Annotated in this window: 18 protein-coding genes and 1 tRNA gene; 15 read left to right on the top strand and 4 right to left on the bottom strand. The window is 40.8% G+C overall.

Annotated elements, in window-relative coordinates:
* Positions 1-35 precede the first annotated feature (35 nt).
* From ACNSN3_RS04320 to ACNSN3_RS04335, 4 genes are all read right to left on the bottom strand, one after another.
* Positions 36-551, bottom strand: coding sequence for a hypothetical protein (locus ACNSN3_RS04320; protein ID WP_418608638.1), 516 nt, complete (start codon positions 549-551; stop codon positions 36-38).
* On the bottom strand, positions 548-1,738 hold the full coding sequence (locus ACNSN3_RS04325; protein WP_418608639.1) for a peptidyl-prolyl cis-trans isomerase: 1,191 nt from the start codon (positions 1,736-1,738) through the stop codon (positions 548-550). The genes ACNSN3_RS04320 and ACNSN3_RS04325 overlap by 4 nt, the downstream gene beginning before the upstream one ends.
* Positions 1,738-2,751 carry a phospholipase gene (locus tag ACNSN3_RS04330; RefSeq protein ID WP_010391390.1) on the bottom strand — a complete coding sequence of 338 codons (1,014 nt, stop codon included), beginning with the start codon at positions 2,749-2,751 and terminating at the stop codon, positions 1,738-1,740. Before ACNSN3_RS04330 ends, ACNSN3_RS04325 begins: the two co-directional genes overlap by 1 nt.
* A gap of 160 nt (positions 2,752-2,911) precedes the next feature.
* Positions 2,912-4,465 (bottom strand): cryptochrome/photolyase family protein, encoded by a 1,554-nt coding sequence (locus ACNSN3_RS04335; RefSeq protein WP_418608640.1) that lies wholly within the window; start codon positions 4,463-4,465, stop codon positions 2,912-2,914.
* Positions 4,466-4,956: 491 nt separating this feature from the next.
* Between ACNSN3_RS04335 and ACNSN3_RS04340 the strand changes: the two genes are divergently transcribed.
* From ACNSN3_RS04340 to ACNSN3_RS04410, 15 genes are all read left to right on the top strand, one after another.
* Positions 4,957-5,033, top strand: a tRNA-Met gene (locus ACNSN3_RS04340).
* Positions 5,034-5,312: 279 nt separating this feature from the next.
* The gene (gene rimP / locus ACNSN3_RS04345; RefSeq protein ID WP_008114543.1) at positions 5,313-5,768 is read left to right on the top strand and encodes a ribosome maturation factor RimP; all 456 of its coding nucleotides are present in this window, start codon (positions 5,313-5,315) and stop codon (positions 5,766-5,768) included.
* Positions 5,769-5,806: 38 nt separating this feature from the next.
* Positions 5,807-7,306 (top strand): transcription termination factor NusA, encoded by a 1,500-nt coding sequence (nusA, locus tag ACNSN3_RS04350; protein ID WP_010391392.1) that lies wholly within the window; start codon positions 5,807-5,809, stop codon positions 7,304-7,306.
* Positions 7,307-7,331: 25 nt separating this feature from the next.
* Positions 7,332-9,989, top strand: a complete 2,658-nt coding sequence (infB, locus tag ACNSN3_RS04355; RefSeq protein ID WP_054202155.1) for a translation initiation factor IF-2 — start codon at positions 7,332-7,334, stop codon at positions 9,987-9,989.
* Positions 9,990-10,146: 157 nt separating this feature from the next.
* Positions 10,147-10,554, top strand: a complete 408-nt coding sequence (rbfA, locus tag ACNSN3_RS04360) for a 30S ribosome-binding factor RbfA (protein ID WP_008467148.1) — start codon at positions 10,147-10,149, stop codon at positions 10,552-10,554.
* Entirely contained in the window at positions 10,554-11,498 is a 945-nt protein-coding gene (truB, locus tag ACNSN3_RS04365) for a tRNA pseudouridine(55) synthase TruB (RefSeq protein ID WP_054202156.1), read from the top strand. Before rbfA ends, truB begins: the two co-directional genes overlap by 1 nt.
* A gap of 109 nt (positions 11,499-11,607) precedes the next feature.
* Entirely contained in the window at positions 11,608-11,877 is a 270-nt protein-coding gene (gene rpsO / locus ACNSN3_RS04370; RefSeq protein WP_006793376.1) for a 30S ribosomal protein S15, read from the top strand.
* Positions 11,878-12,227: 350 nt separating this feature from the next.
* Entirely contained in the window at positions 12,228-14,354 is a 2,127-nt protein-coding gene (gene pnp / locus ACNSN3_RS04375; protein ID WP_054202157.1) for a polyribonucleotide nucleotidyltransferase, read from the top strand.
* Positions 14,355-14,702: 348 nt separating this feature from the next.
* Entirely contained in the window at positions 14,703-15,575 is an 873-nt protein-coding gene (nlpI, locus tag ACNSN3_RS04380; RefSeq protein WP_075170569.1) for a lipoprotein NlpI, read from the top strand.
* Complete coding sequence (locus tag ACNSN3_RS04385) at positions 15,559-16,698, top strand: hypothetical protein (protein WP_418608641.1); 1,140 nt, start codon at positions 15,559-15,561, stop codon at positions 16,696-16,698. The genes nlpI and ACNSN3_RS04385 overlap by 17 nt, the downstream gene beginning before the upstream one ends.
* Positions 16,699-16,952: 254 nt before the next feature.
* Complete coding sequence (locus ACNSN3_RS04390) at positions 16,953-19,745, top strand: monovalent cation/H+ antiporter subunit A (protein ID WP_418608642.1); 2,793 nt, start codon at positions 16,953-16,955, stop codon at positions 19,743-19,745.
* Positions 19,745-20,092: a Na+/H+ antiporter subunit C gene (locus ACNSN3_RS04395; RefSeq protein ID WP_054202160.1), complete on the top strand. Its 348-nt coding sequence runs from the start codon at positions 19,745-19,747 to the stop codon at positions 20,090-20,092. The genes ACNSN3_RS04390 and ACNSN3_RS04395 overlap by 1 nt, the downstream gene beginning before the upstream one ends.
* Entirely contained in the window at positions 20,089-21,606 is a 1,518-nt protein-coding gene (locus tag ACNSN3_RS04400) for a monovalent cation/H+ antiporter subunit D (protein ID WP_010391405.1), read from the top strand. Before ACNSN3_RS04395 ends, ACNSN3_RS04400 begins: the two co-directional genes overlap by 4 nt.
* Complete coding sequence (locus tag ACNSN3_RS04405) at positions 21,606-22,142, top strand: Na+/H+ antiporter subunit E (RefSeq protein WP_054202162.1); 537 nt, start codon at positions 21,606-21,608, stop codon at positions 22,140-22,142. The genes ACNSN3_RS04400 and ACNSN3_RS04405 overlap by 1 nt, the downstream gene beginning before the upstream one ends.
* On the top strand, positions 22,136-22,405 hold the full coding sequence (locus tag ACNSN3_RS04410) for a K+/H+ antiporter subunit F (RefSeq protein WP_008114565.1): 270 nt from the start codon (positions 22,136-22,138) through the stop codon (positions 22,403-22,405). Before ACNSN3_RS04405 ends, ACNSN3_RS04410 begins: the two co-directional genes overlap by 7 nt.
* Positions 22,406-22,409: the final 4 nt, after the last annotated feature.

Genomic DNA, 22,409 nt, shown 5'->3' on the forward strand with positions numbered 1-22,409 from the left:
TGTGAAAAGCCGCCATTTGGCGGCTTTTTGCGTTGTTAGTCTTTTAAATCTATTTGCATTTGTTTTAAAGCGTTAATTTTATCTATTGCAACTTGTAGTTGTTCTTGTGAAAGCTTTTTTTGTCGGCCTTTAGCAAGTAAGTCTTCAAGTTTTAATATTTTGGCTTTTGCAGCAACAACAAAACGTTGTTCTAGCTGTCTTTGCTGTTCAAGGTGGAAATCTTGATATGCCTGGTGATTATTTAGATCACCATTGTACTGAGCCACTGGCTGAGTATTTTTTACTATGTTGGGTAAATAGGCCACAGAGGTTATTGTTGGTAAGGGCTGAGAGCTAGTATTACTAGTTGCAACCGTTTTCAATTGCGTGCTTTCCAACTCTTGAGTCATGTCAGCAGCAGTAAGCTCGAGGGACGTTATTTGCTTGACACTTTTAGCTTGGTTAAGGCCATCAATATCCTTTATCGTTGGTTTGCTAGTATAATGAGTGAAAAGTGTGTAAATACCAACACAAGCTAAAGCAATGACAGAAACGAAAATTTTTTTACTCATAAAATTACTCCCGTCTTATTTTGCCACTTGAGCCAGTTATTTTCATACTGTTGTGCCGCTTTTTGTTTTGCGATGGCCTTTGTTGCTTGGTATCGAACGGTTTCATCTTCTGGCGAAAAATAATCAAACTGATGCTCATAACTGTGTACCACCACCCATTCACCACTAGGTGTACGAATAACAGCAGAAATGGTGTTTTCTTTAGTTGTGAACGCAAGTTGTACAACCCAACTACTTTTGTTTTTGCGGTTTAATTCATTATTGTATTGAGCATATATATCTTGTTTTCCTGATATTACTAATGCTTGTTCAAGTGATTTGTTATCCGCCAACGTGCGAAAGTCTACAGCATTGGTTCGACTAGCAAATTGAGCTCCGTGGGCTTTTACTTGGCTTAAAAACTTAAACTGCGATTTATTTGCTTGATAAAATGCTTTAATTTCGCTTTTGTTTACTTGTTTCTCTAGCTTTTCAAGAACAGGGCTCTGCATGTGCATCATTGTATTTATGCCTAGCCAGCTTTGAATGGAGGGGCGCAAAATATCTCCTTTAGCTATTTCATACAGATGTTCAATATCAATATTCTGTTTTGCCAAAATCGGTTTGGCTTTTGAAAACGCTATATTGAATTGCCGTTTTTTTATTAATTCACTTTTGAAAAGTTCACTATCTCCTCTATGGAGTTTAAAACGTACCTGCATTGATAGTGCATCGATAAATTCATATAAATTAATAGAGTTATACAAAATAGGGGTTAAATCGATCTGCTGCATTTTTTTAATCAAGCTTTGCACATACTGACCATTTTTAGGGTAGGGCCCTAATGTGTGTTTAAGCCATTGACTATCATAAGTGTCAAGCTTTACCTGACTTGACTGTACCTTTATAGCTAACTGCGAATCGAACAGATTTTTTAAGTAACGTTCAACATGGTATTGAGTACTAAAACCAACGGCAGATTGTCGTTTTATTATCGCAGGTGTTTTTAGGGTTGCTTGTTGTAATAAAAACTGATTCTCATACAGACGAGTTCTAACTTCATTGATTGTAATTTCAGGTTTGTGCTTTAAATAAGCACGATGCATAAAGTTAACTTCATCACTACTGTATTGTGTAAATGAGGCCATTACTAGGGAGTGGTAAAAAGCCCCTAGTAATGTAATCACTAAAATAGCCATTTTTTTCATTAGCGAGCAACCATGGCGTGGTTTAATAAGTGCACCACCATTGCTATTGCATGGGGCACTACTTGCTTAGCTATATTAAGGCGATCAAAATGATCTTCTGAGTTGAGTACAATCCCACCTTGTGCATAAGAAAATGAACCGCCTTGAGTTAATAATGGGCGAACATCTTGGCTATTTTTATCTAAAGGCGAGAACGTTTGCATTGCTTGAGTAACGAGTGATAAATCGTTGAGCTGCTCTTGATCATAGTAATCTTTTACCCAACTTTCCCAGCTAGAGTGGTTAAGGTCTGATGTGGTCCATGTGTGGTGAGGTTGTAATAAATCAGTAGTATGAAATACAAACCCTAATACTTGAGGATTTCCGCTTTGTAAGTAACTTTGATACCAATATTGCCCTAAATTATCGATAGGTTGAAATGGCATTTCTTCAAAGTCATCGTACATAGAATAGGTTGAGTTGCTATCGATTCTGTAGTGAGATTCTGTTACACCATAACTGTTATATTTTGAAGAGTCGGCATTGAACCAACCTGTTTCCCCCCCTTTACCATCATCAAGATAGTCACCTTTAAGCCAAGCAGATGCAAGATTATCAATAGTGCCCCAAACGGTGAGCTTCTCATAATTATAACCACCAAAATCGTTTCCATGTTGGTCTGCACCTTGGGTATGATTTTGAAAATGCCAATAGCTTGTATATTTAACTATACTTTGCGCTGCTCCCCATACTGGCGCTTGAACACATGAACCTGTAATAGCACCACAGAAAAAGGTGTCTTCAAAGTCATCTACATCATAAGCAGCTTGTCCCAGCAGCTCGGCTAATTCAGAGATTGTCAGATTGTTTTGTGCAGCGTACTGACGTAGGGCAGCATATTCGGTGCTGGCTGGGTGTTGCTGCATATAATTTACGGCATCTAGAACAATACGTTTGTGAGTTTCTTGACTAAAAGCTTGAGCTTGGCTTGTACCGAGTAATAAAAGTGTCGCTGCAATTAATTGTTTTTTCATTTTATTCTCATCATAGTTTGGAGTAAGAGGTGCTATTAAAAAATAAGCTCATTACACTGACATGACAAATAAATTAAACATTTAATTAACAATATTACCTGATTTTGGTACTTTAATATTAACTATCAAGGATACCGCCGCCAATTGACGGCATTTATATTTATAGCTTTTCAATATTATTTAAATAGTTGTTAGCTTGCTCTAAGGTTTCTTGGCGCAATGATTCATCTTGTTTATCCCAATTACGATAAACCATGCCTATTCGCGGGTTTTTCTCAAGTCGTTCTCGGTGTTTTTGCATAAACTGCCAGTAGAGGCTGTTTAGCGGACACGCGTCTTTACCCACTTTTTCTTTGACTTTGTATTGGCAGCTTTTACAGTAGTCGCTCATTTTATTTATATAGTTGCCGCTAGCCGCATAAGGCTTAGTGGCTATGATGCCATCGTCAGCAAACTGGCTCATCCCTCGGGCGTTAGGCATTTCTACCCATTCGATTGCATCGATATAAACACCTAAATACCATTCATCGACTTCATCAGGATTAATGGCGGTTAATAAACAAAAATTGCCTATTACCATTAAGCGCTGAATATGATGGGCATACGCGCTGTCTAAGCTTTGTGTTAATGAGTGGCTTAAGCAATTCATTTTTGTTTTACCATTCCAAAAATAACTCGGCAGTACACGAGTTGCATTAAGCTGGTTTTTGTTGGCGTAATCGGGCATGTTTTTCCAATACACGCCACGCACATATTCGCGCCAACCCAGAACTTGGCGAATAAAGCCTTCAACCTGAGAAATAGATATTTCATCTTGACGTTGTTGGTACTCTTTAACAACACGGTCGATAACATAGCGAGGGGGTAAAATTTTGGCATTTAACGCAAACGATAATCGGCTGTGATAAAAGGTATCTTTATCAGGGCATTGATCTGTCATCGCATCTTGAAATTGACCAAAGCGAGGCAGTAAATGTGCACAAAAATGATCAAGCGCACTTATTGCTTGCTTACGGGTTGTTGGCCAGCTTAATTGTGTGTCTATCTGTCCAAAGTAGTTTATTTTATGTTTATCTAAACGCTCAATAATGGCGCTAACATCATTTTTAAATAATTTGGGTTTGGGGATATCGGCTAAATCACTTTTTGAAAACTTATTACGGTTATTGGCATCAAAGTTCCATTGCCCACCGGCAGGTTTGTCATCGTCCATTAAAATATCAAACTGCTTACGCATTGCCCGATAAAAATGCTCCATGGTGACGTGTTTATCTTTTTTAAAGCGTTTATCTATGTCGTTAAATGCTAATAAAAAATGCTCGCTGTCACAGGCATTCACCGTTAACTCGCTATTAGTCGCGAATTCGTGAAGCTGTGTTTTTAAACGGTACTCATCTGGGTATTGATATTCAATAGAGGTACATTCATGCTGCTTGGCTAAACGCGTTAAAAGAGCGGGTAAGTCATCATCGTCTTTGGTGTCATCTAGCGTGAGATGTAAAACATTGAAGCCAGCATCTTTTAATGCATTAGCGAAGTTTTCCATGGCTTTAAAAAAGGCTGATATTTTTTGCACATGGTGTTTTACATAGTGTGCTTCTTGTATAAGCTCAGCAATAACAAATACTGTGTCGTCTGATTTGTCTTTAAACCACGAATGAGCAGGATTGAGCTGATCACCTAAAATCAATTTTAGTGTGTTGTATTTTTTCATAATTAGCCAAAATTCACTCTTATACGTGATATTTTCAAAAGCGATCTATTTCTTAAAGTATGTTTAACCTGAACTCTGGTTAAGAGGTTTACTAACATATTAAATCAAAAATGATATTTATGTTTATTTTCTCTAGCCAGAGATTTTCAGTGAAAACAAGGCGAAATTACGCGTCAATAGCTAGCCTATTGCAAGTAAATTCAACGCAGTTAGCGCTGAAAATAGCTGCTTGAGATAGATTTATTATCCAAAGTTCAGGTTACCGATAATAGAGCACCGAATGCAATTTAATACAGCGGTTGATTGTAACGATTCAAATTTTATAGCAAACATAGTGTAGGTAAGGCGATAAACTAGGTTGCTTTTTTTATCAACTTATTAGTTATTATGGTTGCTAATTTAGCGGCACATCCTTATAATAGCGGCCATTGTTTAGTAGGTTATAAAATTTACTAACAGCGATATTAAGTTATTAACTTTTTATCTATTGGCGCGGGATGGAGCAGTCTGGTAGCTCGTCGGGCTCATAACCCGAAGGTCGTTGGTTCAAATCCGGCTCCCGCAACCAATCTTAATAGTAGGTTTAAACTTACTACTTTATATCGCGCATTCTAAGTAATGCGCGTTTTGCGTTTAAGCTAATGAAGTTTAATTTGGTCAGGGTACTGACTCGCAACCAAGCTTGGCCCTAGGCCACACAGTTTTGCGTTTTTTGGTGTGACGCCCCGCTTGGTTCGGGGCGTTGTTGTATCTGCACCGTTTGATTTAATGTTTATCGATTAAATCAAAATTTAAACTCAGTATTTTAGGGCTATAAGCCCTTTTTTTGTTTGTATGGAGGATTTTCGTGACAAAACTTGAACAAGATTTAGTAACCATGTTAACGCCTGCGGTAGAAATGCTAGGCTTTGAATTACATGGTCTTGAGTTTGTACAAGCGGGTCGCCATTCTACCTTAAGAGTATACATTGCTCACGAGGATGGAATTTCAGTTGACAACTGTGCAGATGCTAGTCGTCAAATTAGTGCGATTTTAGACGTCGAAGACCCGATTACAAACGAATATGATTTGGAAGTGTCGTCTCCTGGTGTTGATCGTCCATTATTCAAACAAGATCACTACGAGCAGGCGCAAGGAGAGGAAGTACGCGTGCGTACTAAGCTTCCACAAGACGGTCGCCGTAATTTTAAAGGCGACTTAATAGCAGTTAGCAGCGATATGATCACATTATCTAGCGATGGTGCAGAGCATTTAATCATGCTTAGTAACATTGAACGTGCGAACATAATCGCAAAGTTTTAATTCGAGTGCGAAGGAATAGGGCAAGCGAGGCATTACCCATGGCAAAAGAGATATTATTGGTTGCTGAAGCCGTTTCCAATGAGAAAGCGGTTCCAAAAGAAAAGATTTTTGAAGCTCTAGAGTTCGCATTAGCGACAGCGACAAAGAAAAAGCATGATGGTGAAATTGATGTACGTGTTGCAATTGACCGTAAAACTGGCGATTACGATACATTCCGTCGCTGGCAAATAGCTGAAGTATTAGAAGATGGTTCTTTAGAGAATCCATACAGCGAAATCACGTTAGAAGCTGCTCAAGTTGAAGAACCAGACTTGAAAATGGGCGACTACGTAGAAGAGCAGATTGAATCAATTAAATTTGACCGCATAACAACACAAATGGCTAAGCAAGTAATCGTACAAAAAGTACGTGAAGCAGAGCGTGCCTTAGTGGTTGAAGCGTACAAAGATCAGCAAGGCGAGCTAGTAACGGGTGTTGTTAAAAAAGCAACGCGTGATGCAATCGTACTTGATTTAGGTAATAACGCAGAAGCGGTTATTTACCGTGACGACATGCTGCCACGTGAAAACTTCCGCCCAGGCGATCGTATTCGTGGTCTTCTATATGAAGTTAAACCAGAAGCACGTGGTGCACAGTTATTTGTAACCCGTTCTAAACCAGAAATGCTGATGGAATTATTCCGCATTGAGGTGCCAGAAATTGGCGAAGAGATGATTGAATTACGTGCCGCAGCTCGTGATCCAGGTTCACGCGCTAAAATCGCAGTTAAGTCTAATGATAAGCGTATAGACCCTGTAGGTGCGTGTGTTGGTATGCGTGGCGCACGTGTTCAAGCGGTATCGTCAGAACTTGGCGGTGAGCGTGTTGATATCGTACTTTACGATGACAACCCAGCACAGTTTGTTATTAACGCAATGGCACCAGCAGAAGTGGCTTCAATCGTAATGGATGAAGACACTCACTCAATGGATATTGCTGTTGAAGCTGATAACTTAGCACAAGCTATTGGTCGTAATGGTCAAAACGTACGTTTAGCAAGCCAGTTAACTGGCTGGGAATTAAACGTAATGACCGTTGATGAAATGCGCGCTAAGAACGAAGCTGAGTCAGATAAGTTAATTAACTTATTTACTGAAAACTTAGATATTGATGACGAGTTTGCGTCATTACTTATCAACGAAGGTTTCTCAACACTTGAAGAAGTTGCGTATGTACCTGCTTCTGAGTTTTTAGAAATCGACGGCTTAGATGAAGAAACAGTGGACGTATTACGTTCACGTGCAAAAGATGCATTAACAACGAAAGCCCTTAAAACGGAAGAAAGCTTAGAAGGCGCTGAGCCTGCTGAAGACTTACTTGCGCTTGAAGGCTTAGAGCGTCATTTAGCATTTGTTATGGCAAGCAAGGGTGTAGTAACACTTGAAGACTTAGCTGAGCAAGGCATTGATGAGCTTGTAGATATTACAGAGCTATCTGCAGAGAAAGCGGGCGAGCTAATTATGGCTGCACGTAATATTTGTTGGTTTGCAGACGAGTAATTTATTAACGGAGGTATTAGAGACTATGGCAGAAGTAAATGTTGAAAAACTAGCCGGTGATATAGGTACAACTGTTGATAAATTGCTACAGCAGTTTTCACAAGCCGGTATTACTAAACAAGCAGGCGATAATGTAACAGAAGCTGAAAAAGCGACGTTACTTGATCACCTAAGCAAGCAACATGGCGGTACTGGATCTGAAGGTCCAGCGCGCATGACATTGCAACGTAAGAGCAAAAGCACATTAAGTGTGACTGGCTCTACGGGTAAAGCAAAGGCTGTGCAAGTTGAAGTTCGCAAAACCCGCACTTACGTGAAAAAAAGTGCTGTTGAGCAAGAGCAAGAACAGCAACGTCTAGCCGCTGAAGAAAAAGCGCGTCTTGAAGAGCAGCAAAAAGCTGAACAAGAAGCCGCAGAATTGAAAGCGAAACAAGAGGCAGAACGTAAAGCGAAAGAAGACGCTGATCGTAAAGCCAAAGAAGAAGCTAAACGCAAAGCAGATGCTGAGCGTAAAGCGAAACAACAGCAGATGACCCCTGAGCAAAGTGCTAAGTCTGAGAAAGATCGCATCGAAGCTGAGCGTCTGCAAAAAGAAGCAGAAGAGGCCGCATTGAAGAAAGCTGAAGAAGAAGCGAAACGTCAAGCAGAAGAGGCAAGAAAGCTAGCTGAAGAGAATTCAGCACGCTGGAAGAAAGAAGAAGAAGAACGTAAGAAACGCGAAGAAACCGCGGATCACCACCTTACGACTTCAACTTACGCACGTGAAGCAGAAGATGTAGCAGATGCTCGCGAAGAGCAAGGCTCACGCCGTGCGAAGAAAAAGAAAAAAGCGCCAGCAAAAGATAAATTTGCAGCGTCTAAAGGTAAAAAAGGTAAGCTAAAAGCGCCAGCGTCATTACAGCACGGTTTCCAAAAACCAACGGCTGATGTTAAAAACGAAGTGCGTATTAGTGAAACAATTACAGTTGCTGAGCTTGCGTCACGCATGGCTGTTAAAGGCGCTGAAGTTGTAAAAACAATGATGAAAATGGGTGACATGGTTACGATTAACCAAGTTATTGACCAAGAAACTGCGCAACTTGTTGCAGAAGAAATGGGCCATAAAGTTATCATCGTTAAAGAAAACGAATTAGAGCAAACAGTACTTAACGACCGCCACGAAGATGGTAAGTCTGAGCCTCGTGCTCCAGTAGTAACTGTTATGGGTCACGTTGACCACGGTAAAACGTCAACGCTTGATTACATTCGTTCAGCTAAAGTTGCTTCAGGCGAAGCCGGTGGTATTACGCAGCACATTGGTGCATACCACGTTGAAACTAACGGCAACATGATCACTTTCCTAGATACTCCGGGTCACGCCGCATTTACATCTATGCGTGCTCGTGGTGCAAAAGCGACTGATATCGTAATCCTAGTAGTTGCAGCCGATGATGGTGTAATGCCACAAACTAAAGAAGCGGTACAGCATGCTCGCGCAGCTGGCGTTCCTTTAATCATTGCTGTTAACAAAATGGATAAAGAAGGCGCAGATCCAGACCGTGTTAAAAACGAGCTAGCTCAGCTAGACGTTATCCCAGAAGATTGGGGCGGTGATACGCAATACGTTCACATCTCAGCTAAAACAGGTCTTGGTATTGATGACCTTTTAGAAGCAGTATTAATGCAATCTGAGCTGTTAGAACTAAATGCACCTAGCGAAGGTATGGCTGCAGGTGTTGTTATTGAATCACGTCTTGATAAAGGCCGTGGTCCAGTAGCGTCTATCCTTGTTCAATCAGGTACGCTTAACCAAGGTGACATTGTATTATGTGGTCTTGAGTATGGCCGTGTTCGTGCAATGCGCGATGAAAACGGTAAAGACATTAAATCTGCGGGTCCTTCTATCCCTGTTGAGATTTTAGGTCTTTCTGGTATTCCAGCTGCAGGTGATGAAGCGACAGTAGTTAAAGACGAGCGTAAAGCTCGTGAAGTTGCTTTATACCGTCAAGGTAAATTCCGCGATGTTAAATTAGCGCGTCAGCAAAAAGCGAAGCTTGAAAACATGTTTACTAACATGACTGAAGGCGACGTGTCTGAAGTTAACGTGGTACTTAAAGCAGACGTTCAAGGTTCAATTGAAGCAATTTCAGACTCACTAACTAAACTTTCTACTGATGAAGTAAAAGTGAAGATTGTTGGTTCTGGTGTTGGTGGTATCACTGAAACAGATGCAACCCTTGCTGCAGCGTCTAACGCAATTGTCGTTGGCTTTAACGTTCGTGCCGATGCATCAGCGCGTAAAGTGATTGACTCTGAAAACTTAGACCTTCGTTACTACAGCGTAATTTACGCACTTATCGAAGAAGTTAAGCAAGCCATGTCTGGTATGCTTGCTCCTGAGTTTAAACAAGAGATCATTGGTCTTGCTGAAGTGCGTGACGTATTTAAGTCTCCAAAAATTGGCGCAATTGCTGGTTGTATGGTTACTGAAGGTACTATCAAACGTAGCGCACCAATTCGTGTACTTCGTGATAACGTGGTTATTTACGAAGGCGAACTTGAGTCATTACGTCGCTTTAAAGATGACGTACAAGACGTTCGTAACGGCATGGAATGTGGTATCGGCGTTAAGAACTACAATGACGTTCGCGTTGGTGACCAAATCGAAGTATTTGAAACAGTTGAAGTACAACGTAGTCTTTAATTGTTGTTAGGTGGTGTTGGACATTCAAGGTCGTACCTCGATAGCCCAACATACCCTATGCTAAGATTTTAAATGGGGGCTCAGCCCCCATTTGTGTATCCATTATTTAGTTAACTTATTATTGTTTTTCAATAGGTTATAATTTTAGGAAAGTGAAATGAGAGAATTTTCTCGCACTGATCGTGTTGCTCAGCAAATTCAAAAAGAAATTGCTGTGATTCTACAACGCGAAATTAAAGATCCGCGCTTAGGCATGGTGACAGTGTCTGCGGTAGAAGTATCGCGCGATTTATCTTATGCCAAAGTTTTTATCACCGTGTTTAACACTGAAGACGAAAATGCAGCAAAACAAAGTGCAAAAGTACTGAACGAAGCAACGGGCTATATCCGTTCGTTACTAGGTAAACGTATTCGCGCACGTATTATGCCAGAGCTTAAATTTGTGGTTGATAACTCATTAATGGAAGGGATGCGCATCTCTAACTTAGTGGACTCTATCATTCGTGAAGATAATGCTAAGCATGTTGATGATGAAACAGATAGCGAAGAAGGCACTAAAGACTAATGGCAAGACGCAGTAAAGGCCGTCCAGTTGATGGTATTTTGTTGTTAAACAAACCAGAAGGCATTTCATCAAACAAGGCATTACAGCAGGCTAAAGGTATTTATTTTGCGCAAAAAGCGGGGCACACAGGTGCGCTTGATCCGCTTGCGACCGGCATGCTGCCAATTTGTTTTGGTGAAGCGACTAAGTTTACCCAGTTTTTACTCGATACAGATAAAACCTATGTTGTTCGAGCTAAGCTAGGTGAACGTACTACCACATCAGACTCTGATGGCGAAGTGGTCGAAACTCGCGATGTGAATGTTACTTCCCAATTACTAAGCGAAGAGATTGCTAAGTTTTTAGGTGAGTCAGACCAATATCCATCAATGTATTCAGCGCTTAAATATGAAGGTAAACCTTTATATAAATATGCGCGTGAAGGCATAGAAGTTCCTCGCAAATGTCGAAAAATTAACGTATTTAGCTTAACGCTTGATGAGTTTGATGAGCAAGCTAACGAGATACAAATGACTGCACATGTATCCAAAGGTACGTATATTCGTACTATCGTTGATGATTTAGGTGAAAACTTAGGCTGCGGCGCGCATGTGATTATGCTGCATCGTAGTGCTGTTGGGCATTACCCTGCAGATAAAATGGTCACACTTGAGCAGTTAGAAGCGTTATTAAATCAAGCGAAAGAACAAGACGTTGCGCCTTCCACTTACCTTGACGAACTATTATTGCCAATGGATACCGCGTTAGTTGATTTACCCGTTGTGGAAATTACTAAAGAGCAGGGAATGGCATTTAGCCATGGTCAAGCTGTGGTGTTGGGTAAAGCCCTGCCTGAAGGTGCAATAAAGGTACTGGCTGACGGAATATTTATTGGTACGGGCGAACGTAATCCTGATGGCCATTTAAAATCAAAGCGCGGCTTGTCTAATCAACAACCAGAGTAAAGTTTAACTTGTAGTTATGCTGATAATTGGTAGAATACGCCCGCTTAATCGTTTTGGCTGAATTAGTGATCGGCTAAAGCACCTATTAAATTTAACTTTTGGAGTTATTATGTCACTAAGCAATCAAGAAAAAATCGATATCATTGCTAAATTCGCACGCGCTGAAGGCGACACTGGTTCACCTGAAGTACAAGTAGCATTACTTACTTTTGATATCAACAAGCTTCAAGGTCACTTTGCTGATCACAAGCATGACTTCCACTCACGTCGTGGTCTGCTTCGTAAAGTAAGCACTCGCCGTAAACTGCTTGATTACCTTAAAGGTAAAGATATCTCGCGTTACACTGCGTTAATCAAAGAGCTTGGCCTACGTCGCTAAGAACTTGATTATCAAAAGGGGAGCTTTTTAGCTCCTTTTTTTGTGTCTAAATTTCCCCATACCCACTATCCACATCGATTAATCCCCTTGAAATATCAGCTAAAAGCCACATTGTAAGTAACAGCAAAGTACATAATTTAGCAACGCGTTTATCTCTGGACTAAGCTCGCAATTTTACCTGACTTTGTTATATACTATGGCGCGTAGATAAAAAGGTTTATTTACGGTTATTTACATCATTGCCAATTGTAGTACTTAATTGATTTCCAACTGAATACAATTATGTACTGTAATTGGTACTTTGATGAAAACTTAATTAATACTAAAAATACATTTAAGGAATATTTTAAGTGCAAGCAATTATAAAAGAATTTCAACTAGGTCAACACACAGTGACGCTAGAAACAGGTGCTATCGCTCGTCAAGCTGACGGCGCAGTACTAGCAAGCATTGGCGACACGTCAGTACTAGTAACGGTTGTTGGTAAGCGTGAAGCTCAACCAGGTCAAGACTTCTTCCCACTAACAGTTAACTACCAAGAGCGTATGTACGCTGCTGGTCGTATCCCAGGTGGTTTCCTTAAACGTGAAGGTCGTCCTAACGATGGCGAAACACTTATTGCACGTCTTATTGACCGTCCAATTCGTCCACTTTTCCCAAATGGTTTCGTAAACGAAGTACAAGTTATCGCGACTGTTGTTTCTGTAAACCCTGAAATCCAACCTGATATGGTTGCGATGATTGGTACATCAGCAGCACTTGCTATCTCTGGTATCCCGTTCAGCGGTCCAATTGGTGCATCACGTGTTGGTTACATTAACGGTGAATACGTACTTAACCCGACACTAAAAGAGCTTGAAGAGAGCCAACTTGACTTAGTTGTTGCTGGTACTGATAACGCAGTACTTATGGTTGAATCAGAAGCAGACGTACTTGCTGAAGACGTAATGCTAGGCGCGGTTGTATACGGCCATGAGCAATCACAGTCTATCATCAATGCAATTAACGAATTTAAAGCAGAAGCAGGCAAGCCTACTTGGGATTGGACTGCACCTGAGAAAAACGTTGCATTAGAAGAGAAAGTAGCAACTCTTGCTGCTGATAAAGTAGGCGAAGCTTACCGTATTACTGATAAAGTAGCGCGTAAAGAAGCATTAACTGCTGCAAAAGATGCGGTTGTTGAAGCACTAACAAGCGAACTTGCTGAAGGCGAAACGCTTGATAAGCAAGAAGTAGGTAAAGTATTCGGTTCACTTGAGAAGAAAATCGTTCGTGGCCGTATCGCTGCTGGCGAAAAACGTATCGATGGTCGTGAACCAGATATGATCCGTGCTCTAGATGTAATGACGGGCGTACTTCCACGTACTCACGGCTCTGCAATCTTCACACGTGGTGAAACGCAAGCATTAGTAACAGCAACACTTGGTACAGAACGTGATTCACAGTTAATCGACGATTTAACTGGCACGCACAAAAACCACTTTATGCTTAACTATAACTTCCCTCCGTTCTGTGTAGGTGAAACTGGTTTTGTTGGTTCTCCTAAGCGTCGTGAAATCGGCCACGGTAACCTAGCTAAGCGTGGTATCCAAGCTGTAATGCCAACATTGACTGACTTCCCATATTCAATCCGTGTTGTATCTGAAATTACTGAATCAAATGGTTCATCTTCAATGGCATCGGTTTGTGGTACGTCTTTAGCGCTTATGAACGCAGGTGTTCCAATTAAAGCCTCAGTTGCGGGTATCGCAATGGGCTTAGTTAAAGAAGAAGAAAACTTTGTTGTTCTTTCAGATATCTTAGGTGATGAAGATCACTTAGGTGATATGGACTTTAAAGTAGCGGGTACAACTAACGGTATCACTGCACTGCAAATGGATATCAAAATTGAAGGTATTACTCAAGAAATCATGCAAATCGCGCTTAAACAAGCGAAAGCTGCACGTTTACACATTCTAAATGTAATGGACGAAGCGATTTCTGCACCTTCTGAAGAGTTATCTATGTTTGCTCCGCGTATTTACACGATGCAAATCCCACAGAAGAAAATCGCAGAAGTTATCGGTAAAGGTGGCGCAACTATCCGTCAGCTTACTGAAGAAACGGGTACTACGATTGAAATCGGTGATGATGGCACAATCAAGATTGCTGCTACAGACGGTGAAAGTGCAGCAAATGCAATTAGCCGTATTGAGCAATTAACTGCTGAGCTTGAAGTAGGTACTATCTACGAAGGTAAAGTGGTACGTATCGTTGATTTCGGTGCGTTTGTAAACATTCTTCCTGGTAAAGATGGCCTAGTGCATATCTCACAAATCAGCACTGAGCGTGTTAACAACGTTGCTGATCACCTTAGCGAAGGTCAAGAAGTTAAAGTTAAAGTACTAGAAGTAGACCGTCAAGGCCGTGTACGTCTAAGTATTAAAGAAGCAATGGAATCAGCAGCACCTGCAGCTGACGAGTCTAAAGACGCGTAATTGCTAAACTTTCATCCAGATAATTACTGGATAGTATAAAAAGGGGCTGTTTAGCCCCTTTTTTTATGCTTTAATGTTAGCAATTAATTGTGTTCATCATACTTATACCAACCTGCTTGGATATGGGACTTATTTTAACGATAAGAAAATTGCTCTATAACTAAGCAAAATTTTTGATATCTAGTTGTTCTAAATAAAAGAATTTTAACAACGTTATAGGGGTATTTAATTCGTTAAATTGTTCAAATATTTATGCCGGTTGATATTAATAACACATAACAGGAATGAACCTTACAAGACAGCTTATGTCTTATCTATTTGCTACTTACCTCGGTATTAAGGATTTTAATGAGACTTAAACATTTAGCCTTGGCATCTTTTGCTATTTTGTCTTTAAGCGCTTGTCAGGCTACTACTAAACCCGCTGCTATTATTAATGTGCCATTTACTGCACCGCTTGCATCAGATTTTAGAAATGAAATTGCCATTGCACGTTTTTCAGAGCTATTAAACAGAGCAGACTTGAGTACAGAACAACAAGCAAAGCTCTATTATGACCGTGGAGTACTGTTTGATAGCTTAGGCATGACGACTTTATCGCGAATTGATTTTAACCGAGCGGTTAAACTTAAGCCTGATTTGGCTGAAGTCTATAACTTTTTGGGTATTCAGCATACCTTGATGCAGCAATACGAAAAAGCATACGAGTATTTTGATTCAGCCATAGAGTTAGACCAAGAACATGAATATGCGTATTTAAATCGTGGTATTGCTTTGTACTATGGTGATAGAGCCACGCTTGCAAAGGATGACTTTAAAACATTCTTGGAGCGCTCTCCTAACGACCCTTATCGTGTATTGTGGCTTTATTTAGCTCAAGCAGCACAAGATAAAACCGCGGCAATCGCTGCGTTAAAAGCCAATGCGGCGGCCCTTGATGAAAATGAATGGGCGTATCAGCTTATTGCTTTGTATGTGGGTGATTTGAGTGAAAAAGCCTTTTTTTCAGGCATAGCCGATGGTGTAAGTTCACAACAAGAATACGCTCAGCGTTTATGTGAAGCTTATTTTTACTTAGCTAAACAGCACCAAGCCGCAGGTGAGCTCTCAATTGCCACAGATTACTTTAAATTGGCGCTAGCAACGAACGTACATGAATTTATAGAATATAAGTATGCGCGTTTAGAGCTTGAGTTGATGGCCAGTGAAAGCGCTGGCTAATTATTTAAAACTAAGTGCTTTATTACTGTGCGCTAGCGTTATTAGTGGCTCGAGTAATAAACAAAATAGCATTGGCTTTTGGCAAGTATTACATGCCAAGGCCAATGTGATTGACAGTTATTGGCAATTCCCTCGTTACTTTGCAAACCACATATTACAATTACCCACCACAGCCTTAGCAACCTTAGCTCGCAATAAAATAGCGGATGCTCAATATGGCTATGGGTTGTCATTATTAAGCAATAATCAAACTGAAACGGCTAAACTATTTTGGCAAGCAAGTTTGGATAAAATTACACGAGCACAGCAAAAAAAACTCGCCGACTCGTTATTTTCGCAACAGCGTTGGCAGGATTTAGCGCTACTAAAAAATCAAAATAAGCTTCCTAAAGGCGATATCTTTTATCATCTGCAATTACAGCAACAAGCACCCATAGAAACATTGAGTGCATCATTCATGGATAAGTTAGGGTTTTTACTTGCAAACGAGCAAGTTGAGATACAAAAGCAGTGTACATTTAATGTATTAATGTTGAGCGATCACCGAGATGGTTTATACAGGCTCAATCAATTTCGTAACGCGTACTTTCAAAACCCAGAGCCGAGTCTCAATACCTTTTGTTTTTCAAAACCAGTTTATGTGGGTAGTGCAATTAGCTGCAATAGTACTGAATCCTCCCGTGCTAAGTGCAATTGGCAACAATCATCGCTTAAAAAGCGGCTTCCCTCTGGGTTCGATTTTGCTGTTATGATGCCTAAGCAAGGTACTGCCAGTGTAAAAAATGGTTTAATGCATATTAATTCACAGGCTAGCTACGCGGTTTTTTTGCATGAATTAATGCACTTTAATGGCTTTGAAGATGAGTACGCTTTACCAGCAAAAAAGCAAGCGTGGTTATGTCAGCTTGATGGGTTTGTTGCTCCTAACTTATTTATTGCAAAAAAATCAGATGCTCCCAAAGGGTGGCACAAAAGCCAAAGTTGCCAACAAGGTGGCACTGCTTATAAACCCAGTGCACAGTGGTCAATTATGCAATATCAACAGTTAGGGCTATCAGCGCAATACCGTGTTTTGTGGCAGACCCATATAGCACTCAATGCTGATTTATTTGTACGATTTTAGTGGTTATAGACTCTGCCGTAAACTGTTTAAAAGCTAAGCTTGTTTTACTTCAGTTCATGAATTTATAGGCATTTTTGTTTGATTATTATCCCGCTAGCGGCGCTTTCTATAGACAAAAACTGCGTTTATCAGTATAACTGTACGTATTAATGTTGTTAAAAAACAGACATAAAACGTATACCCAAGTCACTTTGGTATTTAATAATAACAAGTAGCGAATTGATAAACTTTATGATTCAAAAAGGCCCTTCATTATGACTTTGCTCTGGATACCCCTGTTATCCTTATTAGGCAGTGTTATTTCTGCATGCACCGGCAAACTTTCTCGAAATCAGGCAACGAGCCTAACGGCTATTGCGCCATTAGCCGCGCTTGCAATTACACTTTATCATGCGCCTGCGATTCTCGCGGGAGAAACCATTCGTTTTAGCGCACAGTGGATACCTGCTTTAGGGCTGGATATTTCCTTACGCTTGGATGGATTAAGTTTACTGTTTTTATTTATGATTTTAGGAATAGGGCTGCTGGTTATTTTGTATGCCCGTTATTACCTAAGTCAAAATGATTCGCTGCCAAAGCTATTTAGCTACTTAATGTTATTTATGACCGCCATGCTGGGCATTGTTATGTCAAACAATGTGATTCAGTTATGGGTATTTTGGGAGCTAACCAGTATTAGCTCGTTCTTGCTGATCAGTTACTGGTGGCACAAATCAGAGGCGCGCAAGGGGGCGCGCATGGCATTAGCAGTAACCGGCGCAGGTGGTTTAGCCTTGCTGGGTGGTTTAATGTTGTTAGGCGATATTGTTGGAAGTTACGACTTAGACACCATTTTAGCTAGCAAAGCGATTATTCAATCTCACGACTTATATGAATTAGCACTGGTATTAGTTTTACTGGGTGCTTTTACTAAATCTGCACAATTTCCGTTTCATTTTTGGTTACCGCACGCTATGGCTGCACCTACGCCGGTAAGTGCGTATTTACACTCTGCCACCATGGTAAAAGCAGGTATCTTTTTACTTGCGCGTTTTTATCCCGCATTAGCGGGTACCGATACTTGGTTTTTATTAGTCGGTTTGACCGGTTTAACCACGTTATTATTTGGCGCTTATATCGCGTTATTCAAACATGATTTAAAAGGCTTGTTAGCCTATTCAACGATTAGTCATTTGGGTTTAATTACATTATTACTTGGTCTGGATACACAGCTTGCAACCGTTGCCGCTATTTTTCATATTATTAACCACGCGACGTTTAAAGCGTCGTTATTTATGGCAACCGGTATTATTGATCATGAAACCGGGACTCGTGATATGCGCAAACTCAATGGCATGTGGCGCTACTTACCTTATACGGCAACCTTGGCGATGGTGGCTGCTGCCGCTATGGCAGGTGTACCGTTGTTAAATGGTTTCTTATCAAAAGAAATGTTCTTTGCTGAGACACTACATCAGCAAGTGCTTGGCTCTATGTCGTGGCTAATTCCGGTGCTGGCAACTGTAGCGGGTGCGTTGTCGGTGGCGTACTCATCACGCTTTATTCATGACGTGTTCTTTAATGGTGAGCCAATTGATTTACCACGTACCCCTCATGAAGCGCCGCGTTATATGCGTGTGCCTATAGAGATCTTAGTGGTACTGTGTATTTTAGTGGGTATTTTTCCACACTTTGTCGTTGACGGTATTTTATCAGCCGCGTCGCTGGCTGTACTTGGTCAAGCTATGCCCGAGTACAAGTTGACTATTTGGCATGGTTTCAATTTACCTCTACTTATGAGTGGTATGGCGGTAATTGGTGGTTTATTTATTTACGTTAATCGAAAGTACTTGTTCCAGTTCCAAGCGTCGTTACCTCCTTTTAACGCTAAAAAAATCTTCGAGCGTTTTTTAGCGGTAGTGGTCAATTGGTGTCAAAACAAAATCCAATCAACAGAAAATGGCTCATTACAACGTTATGTATTTATAATGTTAGGCGTTGTATTACTTGCCTCTGGTTGGCCATTATTTGAAATGAAGCAGCTAGCTGGTAGCGTGCCTAATACCCCGGTTGATATTCAAAACGCAATTGGTGCAGGACTACTCATAATAGGTGCAATTGCTACCGTTATTTGGCATCGAATTCGAATGGTGTCGTTATTAATGCTGTCGATTGTGGGACTAATGGTGTCGGTGGCGTTTACCCGTTTTTCAGCGCCTGACTTGGCCTTAACGCAACTTACTGTAGAAGTAGCGACTATTATACTATTAATGTTGGCACTGTTTTTCTTACCTCAAAGCACGCCAAGAGAGTCAAGCTCATTGCGTATTTTACGTGATGTGGTTATCTCCTCTACCGTGGGGATCATTATTGCGAGTATTTGTTACGCCTTACTGACTCGTCCGCTTGATTCAATTTCTGAGTTCTTTATTGCTAACGCCAAAACAGGCGGTGGTGGTACTAATGTAGTTAACGTTATTTTGGTTGATTTTAGGGGCTTTGATACTTTAGGTGAAATTACCGTGTTAGGTATTGCCGCACTGGGCATATTTAAACTGTTATCAAGAATTCCACTTTATATGCCAGCGAGCGATAGTGAAGGGCGTCCATGGTCTAAAGATCGCCATCCTATTTTATTGGCTTGTATTTCTCAAAGCTTACTGCCATTAGCGCTATTAGTGTCTGCTTATATTTTCCTACGCGGTCATAACTTACCTGGAGGAGGCTTTATAGCAGGCCTCGTAACTTCTATTGCCTTTATTTTACAATATATGGCGCATGGTACTGCGTGGATAAATGAACGCTTTGATGTTAACTATCGAAAAATTATTGCATCAGGTATTGCTATTGCCATGTTTACAGGTGTGGGAAGTTGGTTCTTTGATAAGCCATTTTTAACTACCTGGTTTGATTACTTTGATATTCCGTTTGTTGGTAAAACAGAGCTTGCCAGCGCCATTGTATTTGACTTGGGCGTGTACTTAACTGTTGTTGGCGCTACGCTGATGATCCTTGCGAGCTTAGGTAATATGACCGCGAACGCAGAGAAAGAAGAGGTAAATATTTAATGGAACTGTTATACGCATCTTGCGTTGGCGTGTTAGTCACCTGTGGCGTGTTTTTATTACTAAGAGCGCGTACATTCCCAGTGGTACTGGGGCTGACAATGATTTCTTACGCGGTTAATTTGTTTTTATTCTCATCAGGGCGCTTAACAATTAATAAGGCCGTGGTACTAGGGACTGGCGCTGATTACGCTGACCCGCTACCACAAGCCTTAGTGTTAACAGCCATTGTAATTGGCTTTGCGATGACTGCGTTTGTGGTTATTTTATCTATTCGAGGCCGAGCAGATTTAGGCAACGACCATGTTGATGGCACCCTAACTAAAAATAAACGCAAGGAGAGAAAATGATTCAGCATTTAGCATCTTTGCCTATTTTACTGCCAATGCTAGCGGCAATTATTTTGTTGCTCCCACCGTGTGGCAAAAGCTTATTTGCACGCCGATTTATGTCTAGCTTAATGGCTATTTTAACCTTTGCAGTTACGGTATTACTGCTAATTCAGGTTAAAGATAATGGAATTATTGTTTATGCAATAGGTAACTGGTCTGCACCATTTGGTATTGTACTGGTTGCAGATATGCTCTCGACCTTGTTAGTCACTTTAACCGCCTTTTTGGGGGTTGGCGTGGCTTTATATGGCTGTGCTGGTGATGATGAACAAGGTAGCTTTTTTCACCCTTTAATCCATTTTTTAATACTAGGGGTAAATGGTGCATTTTTAACAGGGGATTTATTTAACGTCTTCGTATTTTTTGAAGTGTTATTAATTGCCTCTTATGCGCTGTTAATGCACGGTGGCGGTAAACCCAAAACGCGCGCTGCTCTGCATTACGTTATTTTAAATTTAGTAGGTTCAAGCGTATTTTTAATTGGTTTAGGTATTTTATACGGAGTATTAGGCACCTTAAATATTGCTGATATGGCCAATAAAGTACCGCAGCTAAGTGGTGACGACGTTTATTTAGCAAAAGCGGGCGGGTTATTATTACTCGTTGTATTTGCACTTAAAAGTGCGTTATTACCATTGCATTTATGGTTACCAAACGCCTACTCAAGTGCCACACCTGTGGTTGCTGCATTATTCGCGATTATGACTAAAGTTGGTGTTTATGCGACCTTACGTGTATACACGGTTATTTTTGGTGAACAAGCTGGCGAACTTGAGCATATGGCGCAGTCTTGGTTATGGGCGCTGGCTATTGCCACCATAGTGATTGGCGCAATAGGGGTGTTAGCCGCACAAGATTTACGTAAGCTTACCGCTAATTTAGTACTGGTTTCTGTAGGGACGTTGGTGGCATTAGTCGCACTCCAAAACATAAATGCCACCGCTGCATTGCTTTACTATTTAGTGCATTCAACGTTAGTGACTGCGGCGCTATTTTTACTTGCTGATTTAATTGCAACACAACGAGGTAAAGCTGGTGATCGATTAGTCGGCGGGCGTGCAGTAAAGCAACCATTTTTATTAGGTGCGTGTTTTATTATTGCCGGTTTAACCGTTATTGGTATGCCACCTTTTTCGGGCTTTGTTGGCAAAATTTGGATTTTAAAAACGACCTTAAATAGCGAGCAAGCACTGGTATTTTGGCCTGTTTACTTAATTATGAGCTTAGCGCTAATTGTGGCTATATCACGTGCAGGTACTAGTTTGTTTTGGGAACGTAAAGACAAAACAGGTGATGCTAGCGATGCTGCCAATGCCCACCCGCTACAAGTGACCGTGTTAGTTGGTTTATTGGCAAGTTCAATACTACTGGTTATTTTTGGTGACGTGGCAACACAGTACGCCCTCGAGGCGGCAACACAGCTTCACGACATTAGTGGTGGTATTAATGCGGTACTTAAGGGAGGTATGTAATGCGCTTACAAGCTCGTTTTGGTTGGTTACCTACGCCGTTTCGTAGTCTATTTTTATTTATAGTATGGCTCTTGTTAAATAACAGTGTGTCGGTAGGGCATATTATATTAGGGGCGCTACTCGCGTTGCTAATACCGTTATTTAGTATGTCGTTTAGAGACCCGCAACCGCTGATATTAAAGCCGGGGCTAGCACTTAAGCAATTACTAATCGTACTTTACGATATTATAGTGGCTAACTTGCAAGTGGCATTATTAATTCTGGGCCCTTCAAAAAATCTGCGTCCAGGCTTTGTTAAAGTGCCTATAGATTTAATGCATGAAATGCCAATTACTATTTTAGCAAGCTGCGTGTCTTTAACGCCGGGTACGGTAAGTGCCGAGGTTTACCCGCTGATTAAATCGCTTAATGAAGACGATGAACCGGTACAGCGTTATTTATTAATTCACGTGTTAGATTTAGATGATGAGCAAGCGCTTATTAAACAAATAAAAGCACGTTACGAAGCTCCCCTAAAGGAGATATTTCAATGTTAGATACAGTATTACTGATTGTTTTTTCAATGGTTGGATTGTCGTTATTACTTAATCTATGGCGACTTATTATTGGCCCATCAGTACCGGATCGTATTTTAGCGCTCGATACTATGTACATTAACGTGATTGCACTGATTATTTTATATAGCATTAGCATGGGCACGGGGCTGTACTTTGAAGCAGCCTTACTTATTGCCATGCTTGGGTTTATAAGTACGGTAGCTGTATGTAAGTATTTACTTCGCGGCGACATAATTGAGTAAGGTA

It is taken from the genome of Pseudoalteromonas sp. US3C1004 (genome assembly GCF_048401065.1).
Lineage (GTDB): Bacteria > Pseudomonadota > Gammaproteobacteria > Enterobacterales > Alteromonadaceae > Pseudoalteromonas > Pseudoalteromonas undina.

What these genes read in the sequence shown, in the direction of transcription:
- ACNSN3_RS04320 (WP_418608638.1), bottom strand. Translation starts at nt 551, where the DNA reads ATGAGTAAAAAAATTTTCGTTTCTGTCATTGCTTTAGCTTGTGTTGGT.
- ACNSN3_RS04325 (WP_418608639.1), bottom strand. Translation starts at nt 1,738, where the DNA reads ATGAAAAAAATGGCTATTTTAGTGATTACATTACTAGGGGCTTTTTAC.
- ACNSN3_RS04330 (WP_010391390.1), bottom strand. Translation starts at nt 2,751, where the DNA reads ATGAAAAAACAATTAATTGCAGCGACACTTTTATTACTCGGTACAAGC.
- ACNSN3_RS04335 (WP_418608640.1), bottom strand. Translation starts at nt 4,465, where the DNA reads ATGAAAAAATACAACACACTAAAATTGATTTTAGGTGATCAGCTCAAT.
- nusA (WP_010391392.1), top strand. Translation starts at nt 5,807, where the DNA reads ATGGCAAAAGAGATATTATTGGTTGCTGAAGCCGTTTCCAATGAGAAA.
- infB (WP_054202155.1), top strand. Translation starts at nt 7,332, where the DNA reads ATGGCAGAAGTAAATGTTGAAAAACTAGCCGGTGATATAGGTACAACT.
- rbfA (WP_008467148.1), top strand. Translation starts at nt 10,147, where the DNA reads ATGAGAGAATTTTCTCGCACTGATCGTGTTGCTCAGCAAATTCAAAAA.
- truB (WP_054202156.1), top strand. Translation starts at nt 10,554, where the DNA reads ATGGCAAGACGCAGTAAAGGCCGTCCAGTTGATGGTATTTTGTTGTTA.
- rpsO (WP_006793376.1), top strand. Translation starts at nt 11,608, where the DNA reads ATGTCACTAAGCAATCAAGAAAAAATCGATATCATTGCTAAATTCGCA.
- nlpI (WP_075170569.1), top strand. Translation starts at nt 14,703, where the DNA reads ATGAGACTTAAACATTTAGCCTTGGCATCTTTTGCTATTTTGTCTTTA.
- ACNSN3_RS04390 (WP_418608642.1), top strand. Translation starts at nt 16,953, where the DNA reads ATGACTTTGCTCTGGATACCCCTGTTATCCTTATTAGGCAGTGTTATT.
- ACNSN3_RS04395 (WP_054202160.1), top strand. Translation starts at nt 19,745, where the DNA reads ATGGAACTGTTATACGCATCTTGCGTTGGCGTGTTAGTCACCTGTGGC.
- ACNSN3_RS04400 (WP_010391405.1), top strand. Translation starts at nt 20,089, where the DNA reads ATGATTCAGCATTTAGCATCTTTGCCTATTTTACTGCCAATGCTAGCG.
- ACNSN3_RS04405 (WP_054202162.1), top strand. Translation starts at nt 21,606, where the DNA reads ATGCGCTTACAAGCTCGTTTTGGTTGGTTACCTACGCCGTTTCGTAGT.
- ACNSN3_RS04410 (WP_008114565.1), top strand. Translation starts at nt 22,136, where the DNA reads ATGTTAGATACAGTATTACTGATTGTTTTTTCAATGGTTGGATTGTCG.